This is a genomic window from Metabacillus sp. RB-C-LZQ-3-1 (assembly GCF_058315175.1).
In genome coordinates this window covers 20,025-39,381 of sequence record NZ_JBZFLI010000023.1, presented here as the reverse complement: position 1 = coordinate 39,381, position 19,357 = coordinate 20,025, and the positions used below count along the sequence as shown (strand labels likewise).

At 36.6% G+C, this 19,357-nt stretch carries 11 protein-coding genes; 1 reads left to right on the top strand and 10 read right to left on the bottom strand.

Annotation, left to right across the window (positions count from 1 at the left end):
- Positions 1-72: 72 nt before the first annotated feature.
- The 6 genes from AC4GZ8_RS23240 to pelA all read right to left on the bottom strand — a co-directional run bounded on the left by AC4GZ8_RS23240 (position 73) and on the right by pelA (position 9,200).
- On the bottom strand, positions 73-1,191 hold the full coding sequence (locus tag AC4GZ8_RS23240) for a prenyltransferase/squalene oxidase repeat-containing protein (protein WP_491084262.1): 1,119 nt from the start codon (positions 1,189-1,191) through the stop codon (positions 73-75).
- Between the two features lie 28 nt (positions 1,192-1,219).
- Positions 1,220-2,095 (bottom strand): carbohydrate ABC transporter permease, encoded by an 876-nt coding sequence (locus AC4GZ8_RS23235; protein WP_491084261.1) that lies wholly within the window; start codon positions 2,093-2,095, stop codon positions 1,220-1,222.
- A 21-nt stretch (positions 2,096-2,116) separates the two neighbouring features.
- Positions 2,117-3,082: an ABC transporter permease gene (locus tag AC4GZ8_RS23230; protein WP_491084260.1), complete on the bottom strand. Its 966-nt coding sequence runs from the start codon at positions 3,080-3,082 to the stop codon at positions 2,117-2,119.
- Positions 3,083-3,181: 99 nt separating this feature from the next.
- The gene (locus AC4GZ8_RS23225) at positions 3,182-4,711 is read right to left on the bottom strand and encodes an extracellular solute-binding protein (protein WP_491084259.1); all 1,530 of its coding nucleotides are present in this window, start codon (positions 4,709-4,711) and stop codon (positions 3,182-3,184) included.
- 199 nt (positions 4,712-4,910) lie between these two features.
- On the bottom strand, positions 4,911-5,597 hold the full coding sequence (locus tag AC4GZ8_RS23220; protein ID WP_491084258.1) for a rhamnogalacturonan acetylesterase: 687 nt from the start codon (positions 5,595-5,597) through the stop codon (positions 4,911-4,913).
- A gap of 282 nt (positions 5,598-5,879) precedes the next feature.
- On the bottom strand, positions 5,880-9,200 hold the full coding sequence (pelA, locus tag AC4GZ8_RS23215; protein ID WP_491084257.1) for a pectate lyase: 3,321 nt from the start codon (positions 9,198-9,200) through the stop codon (positions 5,880-5,882).
- 432 nt (positions 9,201-9,632) lie between these two features.
- On the opposite strand from pelA, the gene AC4GZ8_RS23210 reads away from it, so the two are divergent.
- Positions 9,633-10,490: an AraC family transcriptional regulator gene (locus AC4GZ8_RS23210; RefSeq protein ID WP_491084256.1), complete on the top strand. Its 858-nt coding sequence runs from the start codon at positions 9,633-9,635 to the stop codon at positions 10,488-10,490.
- A gap of 105 nt (positions 10,491-10,595) precedes the next feature.
- On the opposite strand, the gene AC4GZ8_RS23205 is transcribed toward AC4GZ8_RS23210, so the two are convergent.
- From AC4GZ8_RS23205 to AC4GZ8_RS23190, 4 genes are all read right to left on the bottom strand, one after another.
- A complete protein-coding gene (locus tag AC4GZ8_RS23205) occupies positions 10,596-12,671 on the bottom strand; it encodes an ABC transporter ATP-binding protein (protein ID WP_491084255.1) in 2,076 nt (691 codons plus the stop codon).
- 49 nt (positions 12,672-12,720) lie between these two features.
- Positions 12,721-14,505, bottom strand: a complete 1,785-nt coding sequence (locus AC4GZ8_RS23200) for an ABC transporter ATP-binding protein (RefSeq protein ID WP_491084254.1) — start codon at positions 14,503-14,505, stop codon at positions 12,721-12,723.
- A 121-nt stretch (positions 14,506-14,626) separates the two neighbouring features.
- On the bottom strand, positions 14,627-15,397 hold the full coding sequence (locus tag AC4GZ8_RS23195; RefSeq protein ID WP_491084253.1) for an NAD-dependent epimerase/dehydratase family protein: 771 nt from the start codon (positions 15,395-15,397) through the stop codon (positions 14,627-14,629).
- A gap of 204 nt (positions 15,398-15,601) precedes the next feature.
- On the bottom strand, positions 15,602-19,345 hold the full coding sequence (locus tag AC4GZ8_RS23190) for a GH32 C-terminal domain-containing protein (protein ID WP_491084252.1): 3,744 nt from the start codon (positions 19,343-19,345) through the stop codon (positions 15,602-15,604).
- Positions 19,346-19,357: the final 12 nt, after the last annotated feature.

Sequence of the window (19,357 nt, the reverse complement as noted above, 5' to 3'; positions counted from 1 at the left end):
CTCTCACTATCAACCTATCTTTCTACGGTCTTCTATGTGCACATTTGACATTTGATAGGATCCTTTATTAGACTAACACGTCTCTTCTGTTTTCAATTTTGTATAAAAAGTCTTTGCTTCTTTTAATGGTCTAACAGGTATTCCAGCTAACTTATGCAACTGCTTTCGAATTAAAGTAGCTTGAGTGCTTGCATTCATATCTCCCTCAAAAAGTCCCTTGCTTAAATGGACAGGCTCAGGCATATCAGGATAGGATTCCCCTTTTTTCACTTGGGCTACATTTGGTGCGGATGGTGAATTCTCAATTTCCCGTGAAAATCCTCCATCCTCTCGCTTTAATTTTTTTATATTTTCTACGGTAATACTTATTATTTCTGTTAATTCCTGTTGAGGGATGGTTCTATTCATATAAGAAAGAAGATCGATTGGATTCCGAATGTAACACATATCCTTTGCTTCTTCTGTTCGTAAACAGGTTAGGATGCTTCTATAAATACGATCTGTGTTTGGCATTGGAATATCAAACCGGTGATAAAAGGTATGCAGCTTAAACGTCCCTGATATACGAACGTATAAACTCCCTTCACCCCAGAGTCCTGTTTCCGGGTCTTGTATGCTTTCTAAAAAACGTAATGCCTCATTTAGAAAAGGGGCCTGTTCTTCCTCTTTCATTTGCCCTATATAAACACAAGAAGTGGCTAATAAATCACAGCCCCTCCAACTATTGCTTAAATCAATACTTCTCCATTTTTTCAAATATTCTTCTGGTGATTTCACATACTCCGGTGCAGCTTTAGCCTCTAGAGGAAGCTGATACAAAGGTTGACTACCAAGCTTGTGAAGAGCACCCACTGAGTAACTGATGGCTCTATGAACCATCACTTCATCTTTTTTCATAGCAGGATGTTGATCATAAAAGTACCCTGTATCGGAATCTTGTTTGTTTTGAAAAAAATCGATCATCTGCTTTCTCATTTTTTCAGGCATATCTTTTACTAAATCATTTCGATCTAAAATGTTTAAGGCTTGGGCTGAAGACTCAATGTCAGGTGTATAATTGTCATCGCGGATTGAACTTTTGGCATAGTAAAATCCGCCAGTTTCTTCATCGTACTGACCTGCAAGCCAATCAAAAAAGCCTTCGAATACACATTCTAATTTTGACATTAATTCCTCATTACTTGTATTCATTACTTCACCTTCTCTCATCAATTAATAACTATTCTTTCATTGATCCTAACAAAGCACCCTTAGCAAAATGCTTCTGCAGGAATGGATAAACAAGAAGCACAGGTATTGTCGCTACAACAATGACAGCCATCTTAACCGTCTGTTCAGGTGGTGGAACATCTGTATAATTCGCTCCATCATAGTTCATACCACCGGCCAATACAACAATCTGACGCAGCAGCACCTGAATAGGCCATTTTGAAGCATCATTTAAATACAGAATGGCATGCATATACGTATTCCAGTATGTCACTGCGTAAAATAATGAGATCGTCGCTAAAACAGGCATTGAACAAGGGAGTACGATACGGAAGAGAATCCCGAAATCATTACATCCATCAATTTTCGCAGATTCCTCCAACCCATCAGGCAACCCCTGAAAGAAGCTTTTAAGAATAATCATGTTAAAAGCATTAATGGATACAGGGATAATCAACGATAAATAAGAATCGAGTAAGCCTGTTTCCTTCACAACTAAGAACATTGGGATCATCCCGCCATTGAATAACATGGTAAATACGATAAAAAACATAATAAACCTTCTACCAACTAAATCTCTTCGAGAAAGACCATAAGCGGTTAGAACAGAAAGCAACATACTCCACAAAGTTCCAAAAAAGGTGACGCCAACAGATACTCCTAGAGCACGAAGGACTGTATCCGTAGAAAAAATATATTTATACGCTGCAAGACTCCATTCTGTAGGAATCAGCACAAATCTTTTTGCAGCTAATTCCGCACTTGTCGCAAACGAGCTGGCAACAACATGAATAAATGGTAGTATTGTGAGCAATGAAATAATGGTTAATAGAATAATATTCGTCCAATTAAATAGGCGGCTGCCTATTGATTTGTCTTCGACCATTGTTATCCCTCCTGAATAATGTTAGTAGACGCCTTCCTCACCAGACTTTTTCGCCAGCCAGTTTGCAAACATAACCAGGACAAGCCCTACAATACCTTTAAAGAAACCAACAGCCGTACTATAACTAAATTGACCTTGCTGTAGACCAGTTGTATAAACATAGGTATCAAAAATCTCGGCAACATTACGATTTGAGGAATTTAATAGAAGGTAGATATGTTCAAAACCGAGTTCTAGGACGTCACCAATTTTTAAGATTAATAGAACAACAATAACGCTTTTAATAGCAGGTAAAGTAATATGAATCATTTGCTGTAAGCGATTTGCACCATCCATTCTGGCTGCTTCATATAGCTGAGGATCCACGGCAGCAATTGCTGCTAGGAAAATGATTGTACCCCAACCAGCCTCTCTCCAAATGACCTGTAAAATATACATAGGCCTAAACCATTCGTCACTTAAAAGAAAGTTAATTTGCTGAAATCCCAGGCTTTCTAAAATCCCATTCACCACACCGCCATCGAGAGTTAAGATAACATAACAAATCGAAACGATAATGACCCAAGACATAAAATGGGGGATGTAAATAATCGTTTGGACAGTTCTTTTAAAGGCATGATTTCTCACTTCATTTAACATCAAGGCTAAAATAATTGGGATTGGAAAGAAAATAACTAACTGTAACAAAAAGAGAAAAAGAGTATTACCAAAAATCATCCAAAAATCAGGTTCTGAAAATAATCGTTTAAAATGTTCGAAACCAACCCATTCACTCCCGGAAATACCTAAGTATGGCTTATAGTCCTGGAAAGCAATAATTAATCCATACATTGGCAGGTATTTATAAATGAGGAAATATAAAATACCAGGTAGAATCATGAGATAGATTAATTTATTTTTTTTAATACGTCTCCATAACTCTGCTCTTCGGTTTGTCTCAGGAATAACAGTGGTACTTTTTTTCACTGTAACTAAGTCATTATTCATTTTCAACTTCCTTCCTCTAATCAACTAGATTATGAGACATGGAAAAGGCTGTTCACATTGTACAGCCTCTCCACTTTTACCATTCATGTCTTCTATTCGTTAGTTATTCACTTTTTCATAAGAGGCATTGTATTCCTCAATGACCTTATCTCCCCCTTGTTCTCTCCACTTCTTAACAGCATCATCAAAGCCTTTTTTATCAATTTGACCAAGAATGTATTGGTAAGTTGCATCAGTAATAATAGTTTGTAATCTTTCACCATTTTTCGTAAATGTCTCAGAATCTAATGTAACAACAGGGTTATTAATGAGATAATTTTCATTTTCTTTAATTAGCTCTTCAGCTTTTGCTTTAATTTCATACTCAGCTAGTCCCTCATATCTGCCATTTGTATCAGGCTCTCCAACCTCTAGAGAAAGATATGGTCTAACCTCACGATCTAGCTTCTCTCTTATGCTTGCATCTGGTAATGCAGCACCATCTTTTACTTCATAATGCTCTCCTTCAATTCCCCATAACAACAAGTTTGCCAGTTCAGGAGTCATTAAATGGTCATAGAATTCTAAAGCCTTTTTTAACTCTTCTTCAGATTTAATAGCGGATTTAGGAAACAATATAGCACTTCCAAATCCAGGAATAGACCATATGCCAAACTCTCCGTTTGGACCCTCAACTTTATTTTGAACATCATACTCTAAATCCGGATTAAGCTTAATCGCATCATCATATAAGCCTTGTACATCACCAATAGATCCTACATAAATTCCAGATGTCCCATTTTTAAACATAGCTTGTTGGTCCTTTTTACTTGTTACCGGGAAATCCTTATTGATATATCCGTTCTCATGTAAATCTCTAAAAAAGTCTAATGTATCTATATATTCATCAAACATAAACTCCGGCATTAATTTACCATCTTTCATTCCCCATTCATTTGGAGTACCAAACCAAGATGAGACCGTTTTAAATGCCCCATATATTAAATCACTGCGATCTGATAATCCAATTGTATCGTCTTTCCCATTGCCATCTGGATCATCCTCTGTAAACGCTCTTGCCATCTCATAAAACTCCTCTGTGTTCGTTGGAGTAGCAATTCCCAATTTGTCAGCCCAATCTTTACGGAAGATGAAACCTTGTCGGGACAAGGGTCTACCTTGATAAATGGCATACACTTTACCATCAACTTTGGTATTCTCAATAATGGTTGGCTTTAGCTTTTTCAAATTTTCAAATTCATCTAAATACGGACCGATTTCCCAGAACTGATCATCACGAATAGCTTGCTTAAACTGAGTACCTAATTCTTGAGCTGATATCGATACTGCCATTGGCAATGTTCCTGTTGCAAATGCTGTGTTTAATTTTTCAATATAATTTGCGTCTGGTACCCATTGAATATCCAATTCCGTATTTGTTTTTTCTTCTATTAGTTTCTCTAGCCTTTCATCCGGAATTTCAGGTGTGTGGAGAGTCGCCATAATTGATAATTTAAATGGTGCATCACTTTCTCCCGACTCTGCTGTTTGGTTAGTGTTTGAAGCGCTTTCATTTGAACAAGCAACAAGTGATGATAATCCTAATGAAAGAGCACAAACCGTACTAAGGAATTTTTTGGTACTAATCATTTTTTTACCCCCAGTTTGAATTTTTGTTTGTTGCACATTATCAGAATAATTCAGCCAATTGGAAATCGTATATAATCACTTCCTCATATCCCTTAAAAATTCAAGGTTTTCCGGCGATTCTGTTAGAAAAACTAATAAAATGATTATTGGTTTACGTACTCTGACAATAAAAATAGACTGCCAAGCTGACAGTCATGCTTTACTCATTCATATAATCGACAATAGGTAATTGAAGTTCACGGATTCCTTTTACTATTAAACTAGCAATCTGATATGCTCCTTCTTCACTAAAATGGGTATTATCCTTCAGTCCATCCGGGTAGTTTTTGTTACTTCCTTTTTCCAGCCAAAGGAAGATCTTTTTTGATTCCTCAGAACCCAGTTTTTCAAGGTATTCTCTACTTCTTTTAGTTAGATCAATAACAGGTATATTTCTCTCTCTTGCAACCTGTTTGATGGCACTTGGGTAATGACCATGTGTTTCCTCAAAGTTCCCATTCTCATCAAAACTTCTTCTTTGTACTGGTGTAATTAATACAGGGGTAGCTTCTTTTTTAAGTGCAACATCAATATACTGATTAAGATAATCCTTGAAATCTAAAAATGGTTCAGTATATCTGTCATCTTGTTTTGCATCATTATGACCAAATTGAACAAAAAAATAGTCATTAGCCTTCAGCTTTTCATCTATTCTGTGTAATCTCCCCTCTTGAATAAAGCTTTTAGAGCTTCGACCTGAAGCAGCTTCATTCTCAATTCTAATTTCATCCGTAAAAAATCGGTTTAATACCTGACCCCAGCCCGCTTGTGGAGCTCTCTCTACTGGATAGGATGAAGCTGTTGAATCTCCTGCAATTAATATTGAGGTTTTCCTTCGTTCACTCATACCTGTTTCCCCCATATTTTGACTTTTTCGTGGTAAAGTTCTGATGGTTATAACTAATGGAATAAGCATGCATGATGTTAAAAAAGGATGAGCTATACATTTATAGATCGTCCTTTCAAGAAGTTTTGATAGTATAAAGCTTTGTACATAGTTTTGGTGTCCAGCGCAAGCGCCTAGCCCCTCGAGGTCATAAGTCAATTTAGAATTGAAGGCAAAGAACGCCTTCTATTCTAAATCGTCTTATTTGCCCGAGGCTAACCAAGGCGCTTGCGCTTTTGTTCATTATTGTTTTGGGTTCCATCCATTTAACACATTTTCCACAGTATAGAGCTTAGCTTCTTCATCAGTTAATTGAGGACGAGACAGATTTGCACCTGGTCCCTCGTTTTGATATTCAAAAAATCTTGCATCTTTTGCACTGAAGCCTGACATATCTGTCCAGCCTTCTTGATGAATATGTGCTCCAAGTTCACAATTTTTAAAGACCACACTCGCTATAGCATTCGGATCTCCTCCAGGGTGCCAAGGTCTTCCTAAGTAAACAGTGCCATCTGCTGCTTCACTTATTAAGCGGCTATTGATAAACAGAAAACCAAACGGTTTGTTTATATCCGTACTTGCAGCTGTAATATATCCATTATTTGTTTTGGAGCCTCTATCTACTGAGACAATCTCACACTCTTCAAATACCGCTCTTGCTCCTCCAAAAATAAAATCAACATCACCTTCTATATAACATTGACTAAAGTATTGAGTTCCATCATTAACATAAAGGGTATCTTGGTTCCCTATAAAGCGAACATTATGAAACTTCATTCTTTCACCACGTGTATAAACCGCAACCGCTTGGGAGCCGCCTTCTACTAAGCTTTCATCAAAGGAATTTTCCATTGTCATGTTTTTGGCTGTAAAATCATTTGCGTACAAATATACACTTGCACTGCCACTTGTGCCATATGTTCCTCCTTCTGGCCTTTCCTTTTTTGCATAGTTATCATACGTAAGAATCGTGTTTTCTGCACTTTCTCCTACTAATGAAATAAATGGTTTATTTGCAGGTACTTTTACTACTTCTTTATAAACACCGTTTTTGACAAAAATTTCAACCGGGTCTGTATTATTAGCAGGTACTGCATCAATCGCTGCTTGGACTGTTTGATAGTCTCCCCTACCATCCTTTGAAACAGTCAAAGTAACATGCAGTTTTCTTAATTCCTCTGTCGCATCTTCCACTCTGCTTAGCTCCCTTTCAACAAGTCCTCTACCGTAGGTATCCACTAGTTCATTAGGTTGAACCTCCACATAAACGTGTTTCTCAAAATATCCTGTTGTTTTTGCTATTTCTAATAGCTGCTTAGCATAGCTTCCTCCCCATGAATACCCGTCACGACGTTCTTGTTCAATTTCTTGAATGGTTCGTTTAATGACACCATCTCTTCCAGAGAAGATCGGTTCATTTGTTCCAATTTCATAGAATCGGTACCATGTAACAGCTTCTGGATCCTCAACAAAATATACACCATTCGGGTCACCACTTACGTAGCGAATCCCCTCTAATTTCACTTCATCAAACCATTGAAGTGCTCCTAAAATCGCTTTTTGTATCTCTGGGGTTTGGTTTGGTCGTGACATTAAAAATTTCACAATTCCTACCGACTCACTTCCCGATATCGATGGATGTTCATATACTCTGGCATGCTGTGCTTCATAAGAGATCGGGTCATGTTGTGCACACCAAGCCGTAAGCTTTCCATCTACTTCAATTTGCGATTTTAAAATATAATCTATCCCCTTATTCACTGATGCTTCAATCTTGTTCTTTAATGTTTCATCTACTATGTTTTGATCAAAAGGATATTTTTCATTAGATACGTCATCCAACAGTTGTAAAACATTAATCATCGCATTATCGTTAAATGTGACATAGTTCGAATAATAGACAGAACTCTCTGGCGAATCACCGCGCTGCGGATATACCTGTGGCCAACCACCCGTTTCATATTGCATGGTTAATAAGAAATCAATTCCTTTTAAAATACTTTCTTTCAACTTCTCATCTTTTGTTTCCCTATAAACCTCAGAAATAAATCGAATTTCCTTTATGGTTGCATTGTTATCAATAGAGCCCAATTCTTCACCATTTGGACCAAATTGCGTTGAGCGCTTTTCCTGACCATCCCAAAGACGGCTATATTCTTCATCCATGCTCTTGGTCCATCCTCCATGATCCATTTGCCATGACACAAGATTTTTTGCACGGTTCTTCGCTTCTTCAATATCTCCTGTAAATTCAAAGTTCTCTTCTTTCACTATCTTTCCATCTTTTAATGGTTGCTGTAGTTCATATAAAACAACGGTATCACCAAATTTATTTTCTCCAACTGCAGCACGTGTTGGGTATATATTTTGTAAGACGGGATTTAACCCATTAAAGGATCCAGTTGCAGCTTTTATTGCTAATGCCTTTACATCAAAATTCTCTATTTGTCCATTCAACATAACAGCTACTAATTGAGGAGTAACAGACAGAGAATTCACAACATGAATCTCTTTTGACTGTTCATTCGTTAACTTCCCTACTTTTTCTATAATTTTTGAAGCCTCACCAATTGTTACATAATCATTTTTACCGAAGTCTGCCTCTCCAGACATAATCCCCTTGGAAACGACAGCCCCCACTGTGTTTTCACTGTTCCCTTTTCCATTTCCAGGATTTAGATCAAGAACTTCGCTAATGATGCTTGCTGCTTCTCGTCTTGTTATCTTATCTTCTGCCTCTATGTTTTTAACTTGATCTGGTGTTACATATCCCTCTTGCGTTGCTGCTTCTAATACGTAGCTCCACCAAGTATTTTTTAAGATCTCCTCATCTACGTTTTTATACGTTTCTTCTTTATAGAAGCCCATGACACGATTGATGGCTGCGAAAAACTCTAGTTTTGACATTTCTTCGTCTTCTTCACGTGTAAAGTCATTGATCATCCCTGCTGCATTTAATTTCTTTAGTGTTACACCATCCACTAATTCCTGTAATGTTACCTGTTCTACTTCAATAGGTTTAGGTTCACCATCATCTGGATCTGAAGTAGAATTGTGAATACGTAAATGATCTATGTTTGCACCACCGCTTGGACCTACTCCTGTAGCAACAATCGTATTATCACCAGCTTGCAGAGCTGCTTTTATCGAAACGCTCTGCCAATTTGTCCATTCCCCTGTAGAATCAAAAGCCAGTTCTTCACTAATTACTTGATCATTGACTGTGATTTCTGCAGGTCTATTTTCGGCTGCTCCATTTGCATAACGGAATACTAGAGAATATTCTCCTTCTGCTGGAATATCTGGAATCTTCCATGTGATTGTCCCACCTGGTGCATTTGGTTTGTAATCAACAAAACCTGTCCCTGTATAACCTGGATGCTGGTTGTCAATGATAGCTTCTTTGATCGTAGCTTCTTCTGCCTCATAGATCGAATCAAATGCAGTTTCCTCGTTCGCGAAAGCCTTTTCATTTTGTGGGATACTTACTACAGATGAAACAATCATGATACATGCGAACATAATCATACATAACCGTCGAAAACTCCTTCTCTCCTTTTTCAAATGCTTCCTCCCTTTCTAGAGTAGATTTTGTTGCCCCCTGATTATAGTCCAAGTATTTTATAGTTAGATATAATCAGTTTCTTAGAGATAGGAATTTAGACTTACAAAAAAGTAGACTGTAGAGGAAATGAGTATAAAAAACAGAAATGATTATTACGTTTTATCTATACTTCTTGTCCTATCTTTAGGTTATATAGGATTATACATAAAACGAACTTGTTCTATTTTTACTCATAATGCGTATGAATAGGGATAAAGTGAAACTTCCATCAGTCGGGGCTCTTCATCCCCCACTGATGGTTAGTTGAACCAATCGGACCTTTACGGGCAAGTTATATCCCCCACCTACCTCTTTGTAAACTCAAAAGCTTTAGGTGGGGGTCTTCCTGCCCGTTAAGAGTGGGATAAAAGTGCAGAATAGGAGGTGTACACTTGTGTAATAAAATGAGAAACCTCTCATTAACATTAAATAAATTAACTTTTTCTCTACTATTAGCTGGTCATAAATCCTGCCCTCCTAATTGGAATAGACAAGGAAAAAGACCAAAATTTCATTCACTATGGTACATAACAAAAGGGTATGGAGAGGTTGTGATAAATGGAAAGAGACACAAATTACAACCAGGTAAACTCGTTGTTTTTACCCCTCAGATGATTTGTGATAAAAAAGCCGCTCGTGTTCATCCATTGGAATTTTATTTTGTACGTTTTTCCTATGCTATGGCTTTTGAGGAAAAGGATTCATGGCAATTTAAACATGCACATGAGGTAACTTTTCCACTTCAAGGAGTCTATACCATTAGCAATCATTCAGCTGTCATTGTTTTATTAGAGCAATTAAACTCTTTATCTAATAAGCACGGCTCAACCGTTAACATGCAGCAAAAAATTGTTTTTCAAGAGCTGTTGCTAACTTTTGTTGAAGACTTTCAATCACAAATGCTGAACGGAGATAGTAAGAAGGCAATTGAAGGAACAATTGACTATATGGTTAATCACTATAAAAACACCATAACATTGTCCGAGCTATCACAAATTGCTGGATTAAGTGTTAGTCATTATTCCCGGTTATTCAAAAAGTACATCGGCTTAAGTCCAATCGAATACTTGACACATTTGCGCATGAAGCGAGCAAAGGAGCTGCTTGTCCTTTCGGATGTCAAAGTGAAAGAGGTTAGCCAAAATGTCGGATATGAAGATGAATTATATTTTAGTAGAACCTTTAAACGAATTGTCGGTGTATCTCCTTCTCAGTTTTGTGAGGATCAGAAAAACCTTCGTTCAATTTAAAAAATTATAAGAGCGAGTAGGCTTAGAAGGTGCTCCTTTCCTTCCATTTCTACTCGCTCTTTTTATAACATTCCTTGTTTCTCTTACGGTACTTGGAACTAGTTATTAAACTCGAAGCTTTGTGCGGTGAGGTTTACTCTGACTTTTACATAATTGATAGTACGTCTTTTTTTCTCTTAATAACTCTTGATGAGTGCCCATCTCAATAATCTTCCCTTTACTTAATACGATAATTTTGTCAGCGTGCTGAATGGTTGAGAGACGATGAGCAATAATGATGGTTGTTCTGTTTTTTGAGATTCTCTTTAACGTTTCTTGAACAACTGCTTCTGTATCTGTATCAATATTAGCTGTGGCTTCATCAAGAATTAACACCTTTGGATTTCCTATAATCGCTCGCAAAAAGGAAAGTAGTTGATTTTGGCCTGTCGATAATACGGTGCCTTGCTCGCCAAGTACTGTATGATATTGCTGTGGAAGTGAACGAAAGAAGGTATCAATGTTTACTGACTTAGCTATCCTTACAATCTCTTCATCTGTAATATCAAGTTGGTTCAGCCGGATATTATCAAATACCGTACCTGAGAAGACAAAGCTGTCCTGTTGAATAATCCCAACATGTTTTCTTAATTCTGATAAGTGTATATCTTTTATGTTCACACCATCTAATGTAATTTTTCCTCTTTGAATATCATAGAACCTGTTAATAAGTTGTATGATTGAACTTTTTCCTGCTCCTGTCTCCCCGACAATCCCAACGGTCTCTCCAGCTTTAATGGAAAAATTAAGATCATGAAGCACCCATTCGTCGTTTTTATAAGCAAAGGAAACTTGTTGAAATTCAATGTTGCCTCGAATGTTTTCACCTAGGTGCTTTGGTTGTTCTGAATTCAATATAGTTGGCTTTGTATTCAATGTTTCAAATATTCGTTCTGAGGATGCAAGAGCTGTTTGAATTTGGTTAAATTGATCCGCTAATGCACGTAAGGGTTCAAAAAATTGCCTTACGTAATGAGTGAACGCATACACAACTCCAAACGTAACAGCTCCTTCCAACACATTTCTTCCCCCATACCAGACAAGCAACGCTAAAGCGATGTTTCCAAAAAAACCAATTGATGGGTTAAAAATTGAGTTTAAAACCGTTTGTCGCATTCCAGCACGATAATGTTCTTCATTAAGTTCATTAAATCTCTCCAATTGTTTTTCTTCCCGTGCAAAAATTTGAATGACACTCATACCTGAGAGATTTTCTGCAAGAAAAGAATTTAACCTAGAGAGAATTTTCCGGATATTACGTTGTGCTTTCCTCATGACTGTTTTGAAATAAACGGTTGTAAGGGCAACTGCAGGAATGACAATCAAACTAACGAGTGTTAACTTTACACTCATATGTAGCATAATCATAATAATCCCAAGTAAAATAAGGATTTCCTTTAATAAATTCACAATAACTTGAGAGTATAATTGATTAAGAGCCTCAACATCATGAGTAATCCTTGTGACTAGTCTTCCAATTGGATGCTTGCCATAAAAAGAAATGGACATTTTTGAAAGATGCTTGAAGATTGTTTGCCTTATATCGTATATAATCAATTGGCCCGTAAATTGAAGTGTGTTTTGCTGGTGATACATAAGGAATGATGAACCAATAATTAATAAAAAATAAACAATCCCTAATAAGATTAAGCCTTCATAATCATCGTTTCGGAATTGATCAAGCTCACTTGGATTTAATCGTGTAACCGGATATAATTCTTCACCAATTCTGATTTCATCAGAATTTTCGGTAAATTCATAATCCTCATTATGAGTGAGCCCTGAGTTCCATCCTTTCACTAAAAAATAGGAGTGATCAATAGAAATGATTGCTGCCTTTTGAGTATCTTCTATCATTTCACCTTGAGAAGAATCCTTTATACGAAAATATATTTGATCACGAAAACTTGTCACTTTCTTATAATCTATTTCTTGTTCCTTTAAGCTGTTTTCGTATTTATCTTCCATATGTTGATCAGCAACTGCCATCGGTGAATAAATACCGTTAATATATGAATCAATTGCTACTTTAATGATGTAAGGCTGTGCCAGGCTTGTGATGACAATTAATGCTGTGAAAAGAACGGAAATAAGAATGCGCTTCCAGTAAGGCCCAGCATACCCTAACAGTTTTTTTAACAATCGGCTATCACTCATGGCTATGCTATTTTTATCATCTGAGTTGCGTATGTTAATCCCCCCTTTTTTTGATTCGAATGATTCTTTCGTTAGGTGATTGTATATTCATCTCATTGGATTGCTGGACAAACATATTTTTATAGATCCCATTTCTTTTTAAAAGAGATTCGTGGTTTCCTCGCTCAACAATATTCCCCTTATCTAACACGATGATTTGGTCTGCATGCCGAATGGTTGAAATACGGTGACTAATGATAATAGATGTTTTTCCTCTCATTTCCGTTTGTAAGGTTTTCAAAATCTTCTCTTCCGTGTTTGCATCCACAGCACTTAAACTATCATCAAATATTATAATTGGTGAGTCTTTTATTATTGCACGTGCGATACTTACACGCTGTCTTTGTCCACCAGATAATGAAAGTCCCCTTTCACCTAAAGTGGTTTCAAATCCATCCGAAAAACCCATGATATCGGTATAAACATGCGCTTGCTGAGCTGCTCGAAAAATTTGTTTATCTTGGTAAGGCTTTGGATCAAATGCAATGTTTTCTTTGATTTTTGAGGAGAATAAAAAGTTTGTTTGTGGTACATACCCTATTGAAGTTCTTAGTAGCTTTAAAGGCAGAGTACGTATATCATAGTTATCTATGAAAATAGTATTTCCAGGTGGATTATAAACGCGTAACAGCAGGTTAACGAGCGTTGATTTACCGCTTCCTATCTTTCCGACAATCGCTAAACTAGATCCTTTTTTGATCTGTAAATGAATGTTTTTAAGTGCATAGCTATTACTATTTTTATACTGAAAGGACAAATTTTTAATAATGATGTCACCATTAATTTTTTTTAATGGAATGACATCCTTTTCATCTTTTATTTCAGGTTCTGTTGCAAAAACTTCACTTAATCTAGACTCTGCTGCTTTCCCCTGCTGAAACAGATTAATGACCTTCCCAAGGTTTTCAATAGGGGCTATTAAAAGGGAAAGATACGTGTTAAATGCAACAAATTCTCCAAGGGAAATGGCCCCTTTCATAACCAAAATCGATCCCAATACAATGGATATCAAATAACTTAGCCCCGCAATCCCTTGACTTAATGATGTAAAAAGAGAGTTCGAACGTATTAATTGCTTGTTTGCCTCTACATTTTCTTCATTCTCCATTGTAAATTTCTTCATTTCTTCATGTTCTTGTACATACGTTTTGATTACTCGAATTCCTGTACAAAATTCTTGGACTCTGCTTGTCAGAATCCCTATTGCTTCTTGTACTTTACTTGAATGCATTTTTATTTTGATTCGAAACCGGTAAGCTAAGTAAGTTAATCCCGGTAAAGGTAGCAGAACAAGTAATGTTAAATACCAATTAATCATACCCGCCATCATAAAAATTCCGATGGATATTAAGACGACTGCTTCAATCATCTGAAAAATTCCTTGCATTCCAATTTGACGAAGAATATTCACATCATTTACCGCATGTGCCATGAGATTTCCAATTCTTTGCTGCTGATAATATTCTGCCGGCAACTTTTCCCAATGAGTAAATAACCTCGTACGTAAATCTCGTTCAAGCATCCTTGATAACCGAAAAATATAGATACGCCCAGATGAACGAAAAAAGAAAATTCCTATCCCTAAAACAATGAACCAAATGGCTAATTTTAACAGTTCGAAAGCTGTAACAGTGAAATATTGAATACCATTTGTAAAATCCTCTAATAAAAGAGGAACCAATAATTGGAGCACAAGAGATATCGTTAATAGGACTGCACCAAAAGAGTAGCTTAATTTATGCCGAAAGAAATATTCACTGAATATTGGCCGCTTGTTCACAAAACCCCACCTTCTTACATAAGAGTAGTGTTAGGTTACTCTTTCTTTACTTAATAAACAATGGATTTCTCAATCATGTTATATGGATTATTTTGCTCTGTTAAAGACTTTACAGCAAAAATTAGTTTGTATCTCTATTTAGAACATTCATCGAATTCACCTTTGACATAAAGCCTAGATCTTGCCATAAATCTTCCGTATCCCACGGTTTTCCTGGATTATCGGAAACCCCATAGTAAGTCCCATATTTAATTGTAGACTGAAGTGCTAAGTCAAAAAGTTGAACGGTATCCTCATGAGACAGTAATGTATGATGCAATCGCGGATTTTGTTTTACAGCTTGATATTCATCCTTTTGGACACTTCCAATTCTCAAATTAATAACGGAGAGGTTGTTTTCTTTTTCTCCTGCTAATATATGGCCAATATTTTCTGAAGCTAACTTTAAGACACCATATAGTCCTTTAGATAACGGATAATCATTTGTATTGATCATCCTTCCTAATGTTGAAACTCCATTTTCCTCATAATAGTCTGTTGTGTGATTACTGCTTGCATAAATAACTTTCGGAATTCCTAATGTTATAGCTGCATGCAAAATATAAAATGAGGATATAAAATGAATGTTTGTCATCTTATGAAATTGATCAAGATCCTTTAAATCATCATTCGATTTAATTGTTAATAAATTTATGATTGCATCAGTATCCTGCGGGATACTTTCTAGTAACTCCCGATAGTTCGTTGCATCTACTTGAACTGTACGACAAGTCGAAGAAGAAGGCTGTACGTTTTTATCTAAAATAACAAACTCATATGTATCACAAAGCCCATTCACTAAAATACTTCCAATTGTTCCTGCTCCACCTATAATCGTTACTTTCTTTTTCATGATTTCACCTATCTTAGACGTTTTACTTATAGAGTGCGGAATCAGTAGGATATCATTCACTTTCATTTGTATGAAAAAATTTAAATTGTCGCTAAGTTTTAATGGCGATACCCTTAGTTTCACGTATACTATCTTGCATTATTTTTTTATATTTGATAGTATAAAAACCCTTCTTTACGTGTAGTAAGAAGGGTTTATCTATACTTATTGTTCTACTTTCAGAGGAAAATCCGCTTCTATCAACTTCCATTTTTGTGCAGCTTCAGAATTTCTTTTATTAATCTCAACAACTGTTCCGTCGTTACTGCTATTTTGTGCCACCTCTAAAGCCTTTCCGCTATTGACAACACTAAAAGTGTAGGTACCATCTCCATTATGTGTAAGCAACCATTGTTGATTTCCATAACCTAGGTATTCCCAAATTTGAACATCATCACCATTTGAAATTCCTGAAGCATCTAAAACTTTTTGACTATTTGTGGAAATGATCTTGCAGCTGCCAGATTCATTTCTTTCAATAGTCCATAACTGTTCTACACTACCCTTCTTTCCTTGTATTTTTACTTTCGATCCATTTAGTGTTCCATTAACGGTTAATGCCTTTCCGCTATTCACATCGACAATGTTAAAGAATGCTTTACTATCAACAAGCGTGGTTCCAACTACTTTCCCATCAGCCGTTGTAGCTTCAATAAGCGCTCTTCCATGGCCAACTACCTTGATCTTTGCGTTATTGTTATCAATTGTTTTCAATTCAACAACCGTTGGATTGCTTGATTTCCATTTTAATTTTTGATTATTAGCAGAATACGGGAGATTTACTGCTGAAAGTTTATGTGTTTCACCTACCTTAAGCTCAAGCTTTTGGTGATCCATGACAATCTTATTCGTTGTTTTAACGCTATTTGAAGGATCCTTCCATATACCTTTTAAAGGAAAGACCTCTAAGGAAACAATCTTCACATCGCCCCCCTTTGTATAAAAGCCGATTTCATCACTAGCTCCATCCGGAAAAATCAAATTTGTAAAAACAGCTTGACCATTATTCACAAATACTTCTATAGATGATTCATCTACAAACATCCTCATTTTAATCCGATTATTTTCTAGATTGATATTGGTTTCATGGAAGGTAGAAAATTTCTCTGAAAAGTTGACCTCCCCTGATTTTGATCGATCAAAGAACATTTTAGAATTTGATACATTGTAGCCTACAACTGTTTGTTGAGTTTCTGACTTTCTCAATTGGAAACCAAATTCCTCCGGTTGATTCTTTTCAGGTAATTCAAATTCCGCAACGATTTCATATGCTGTACCTCTTATTTCTGAAAGTAAATTGGGGTCTTTTGGTTTCACAAGTTTATTACTCCATGATGTAGCTCCTCCTCTTAGTTGTGATAGTTCCTCAATCGGTTGTTGAAATAACCGGATGCCTTCTCCTGGTACGGTTTTTAATGTTAATTCACGAGGAATCGACATTTGTCCCTGCCAAGGATTAGTGGGGAAGCTAAACGGGTAATCCCAGTTACTCATCCATCCTAAAGAAATGCGTCGTCCGTCTGACTCAGGGATATCTGAAAAAGACATCGCTGCATACATTTCTTTTCCAAATTCATTTTTTAAAACAACACCAGCAGGATGATCGCTCACAAAACGTTTACCATCAAATGTTCCTATAAAATACTCTGAATCAGAACCGTTTGTATTTGGATTTGCCCCAGTACTTATGGAGAGTACCCATTTTTTCTTCTTTTCGTCACCTTCAACTGGTAACTGAAAAAAGTCCGGACATTCCCAAACACCGCCTCTGACATAATTCCCATAGCCAAATGATTCGATCATTTCCCAGTTCAATAAATCCTTTGATGTGAAGAAGCGGATATGATCTCCACCTGAAATGACCATCACCCATAGCTTATGGTCCTCATCCCAGACAACCTTCGGATCTCGAAAGTCCCATCCTTCCCCACCATAAAATTCACCTATATTAGGTATGATCGGATTCCCATCATAAAACTCCCATGTTCTCCCTTTGTCCCGGCTATAAGCTACACCAACCTTTTGATCACCATTATGCTTAGCTGGATTAAAAGATGTATAGAAGGCTATTAATCCTGAGCCTTCTTTATTAAATAACCCTGAAACATTATTCCTATCTACAACTGCTGAACCAGACCATGCGTGGCCCATTTCATTCCATGGAATGGCAATCGGCAATCTCTTCCAATTGACAAGGTCAGGACTAACAGCATGTGCCCATTTGCCACCATCTTGGTGAAAAAGATGGTACTCTCCTTCATAATAAACCAAACCATTTGGGTCACTAGCTGAGCCCCTAGCTTGTGTAAAATGATACTGTGGCCGATAAAGCTCTTCATAATATTCATTGAATGGTGTTGCATATACATGTTGAAAATATGCCGTTCCATTATAAACATTTAATCCAAATTTCCCGCTTGAATATGCCGTATCGTGTACATCTATTACAGGTTCAGCATATCCATCCAGAAACACTTTCATCGCTGGCCCATTGACATGAATCTCAAAATGATAAGTCTTTCCTGTTTCAATATTTCGATCAGCTATGGCGACTGTACGGTCTCCGCTCAAATCTAATAAGCGTACTTGGTTTAAATTAGGGTCAATTTTGATCATATATCCCTTCGTTGCATCTGAGTTTGCACGAAAAACAAGACCAGCTGTTCCGTATGGCGCAGTAGGATCTACATTCAGATCTCCTTCAAGGATAAAATTCCCTTCCGTTGCTTCTGCCATATGATATGTGTTATCTGCCTCATAACTACTGCCCATAATTCCTTCAAGATGTGGAAGCCAGTCTCCATTGTTCGAATTCCAACCATCTAAGTTCGTTGAAAAATCACTCACCAGGATATTCTGAAAAACCACGTTTCCGTTATATACACGTAGTCCTAAAAAACCTTTATCATAAGTATGATCTTGAGCATTTATGATTGGCTCTGAGCTGTTCTGCAAAAATACTTTTAACGAGTTTCCTGCTGCTTTTACTCGAATATGATAGAGTGTTCCAGAATGAATTGACATGTTGTTTTCTTCAATGACTTTATTATGTTTTAGCTCAATCAATCGTATTTGATCTTTTTTTGCATCTATTTGCAGGCCATACCCTTGCAATCCTGTTTTATCTGTCCTAAAAAGTAATGTTCCAGTCCCATTTTCATCATTTATCATCACATTTGCTTCATAGTTGAAATCGGTAACCTTTGTGTTTGATATAGCATTAATATTCTCTTTTGATGAAGCATGTCCTACTAACCCATGTGGAAATGCTGACCATTGCTCTTTCATCTCCCACTCAGTAAGATTTGTTTTGACCTCATGAATAAGGACGTGGCTAAATTCTGTTGTACCAGATTCAACATGAAAGCCTGTAAAACCTTTCGAATGCTTTGAATCCTTTAAATCTATTATAATTTCCTCATTCAAAAATACTTTGATTGATGGTCCATCTGCTATTATTTTCACTTTATGGCTAACATCTTCTTTTATCTGATTATTGATTTGTTTTCCGATAACCTTACCAGAGTCCATATCAACTAATTGTACTCTGTTTTTTATCGGCTCTAAGGAAAGCATATATCCATCTTTGCCAATTTCATTTGCTCTAAATACAAGAGAGCCCTTTGTGTTTTTGGATGAGGACTTTATTTTCACATTCGCTTCATAGACAAAATAATTTCCAACCTCTGTTGATGATAGGATGAGTCCAGGTTGTTTCTTATCGCTGCTCCCTCTAATTAAGCCGTGATCATTATTCACCCAAGATCCAGAAATAGGAAGATAACCAAAGATTGCTGTATTATGCTTTGTTGCCTGTGCCTTAAAAGGTTGACCATCAATATAAAAAGTTGAATAGACAAAAACGAACAGAATTACTTGCACCATAATTTTATGTTTCCTTTTTATCATTAATTACAGCTC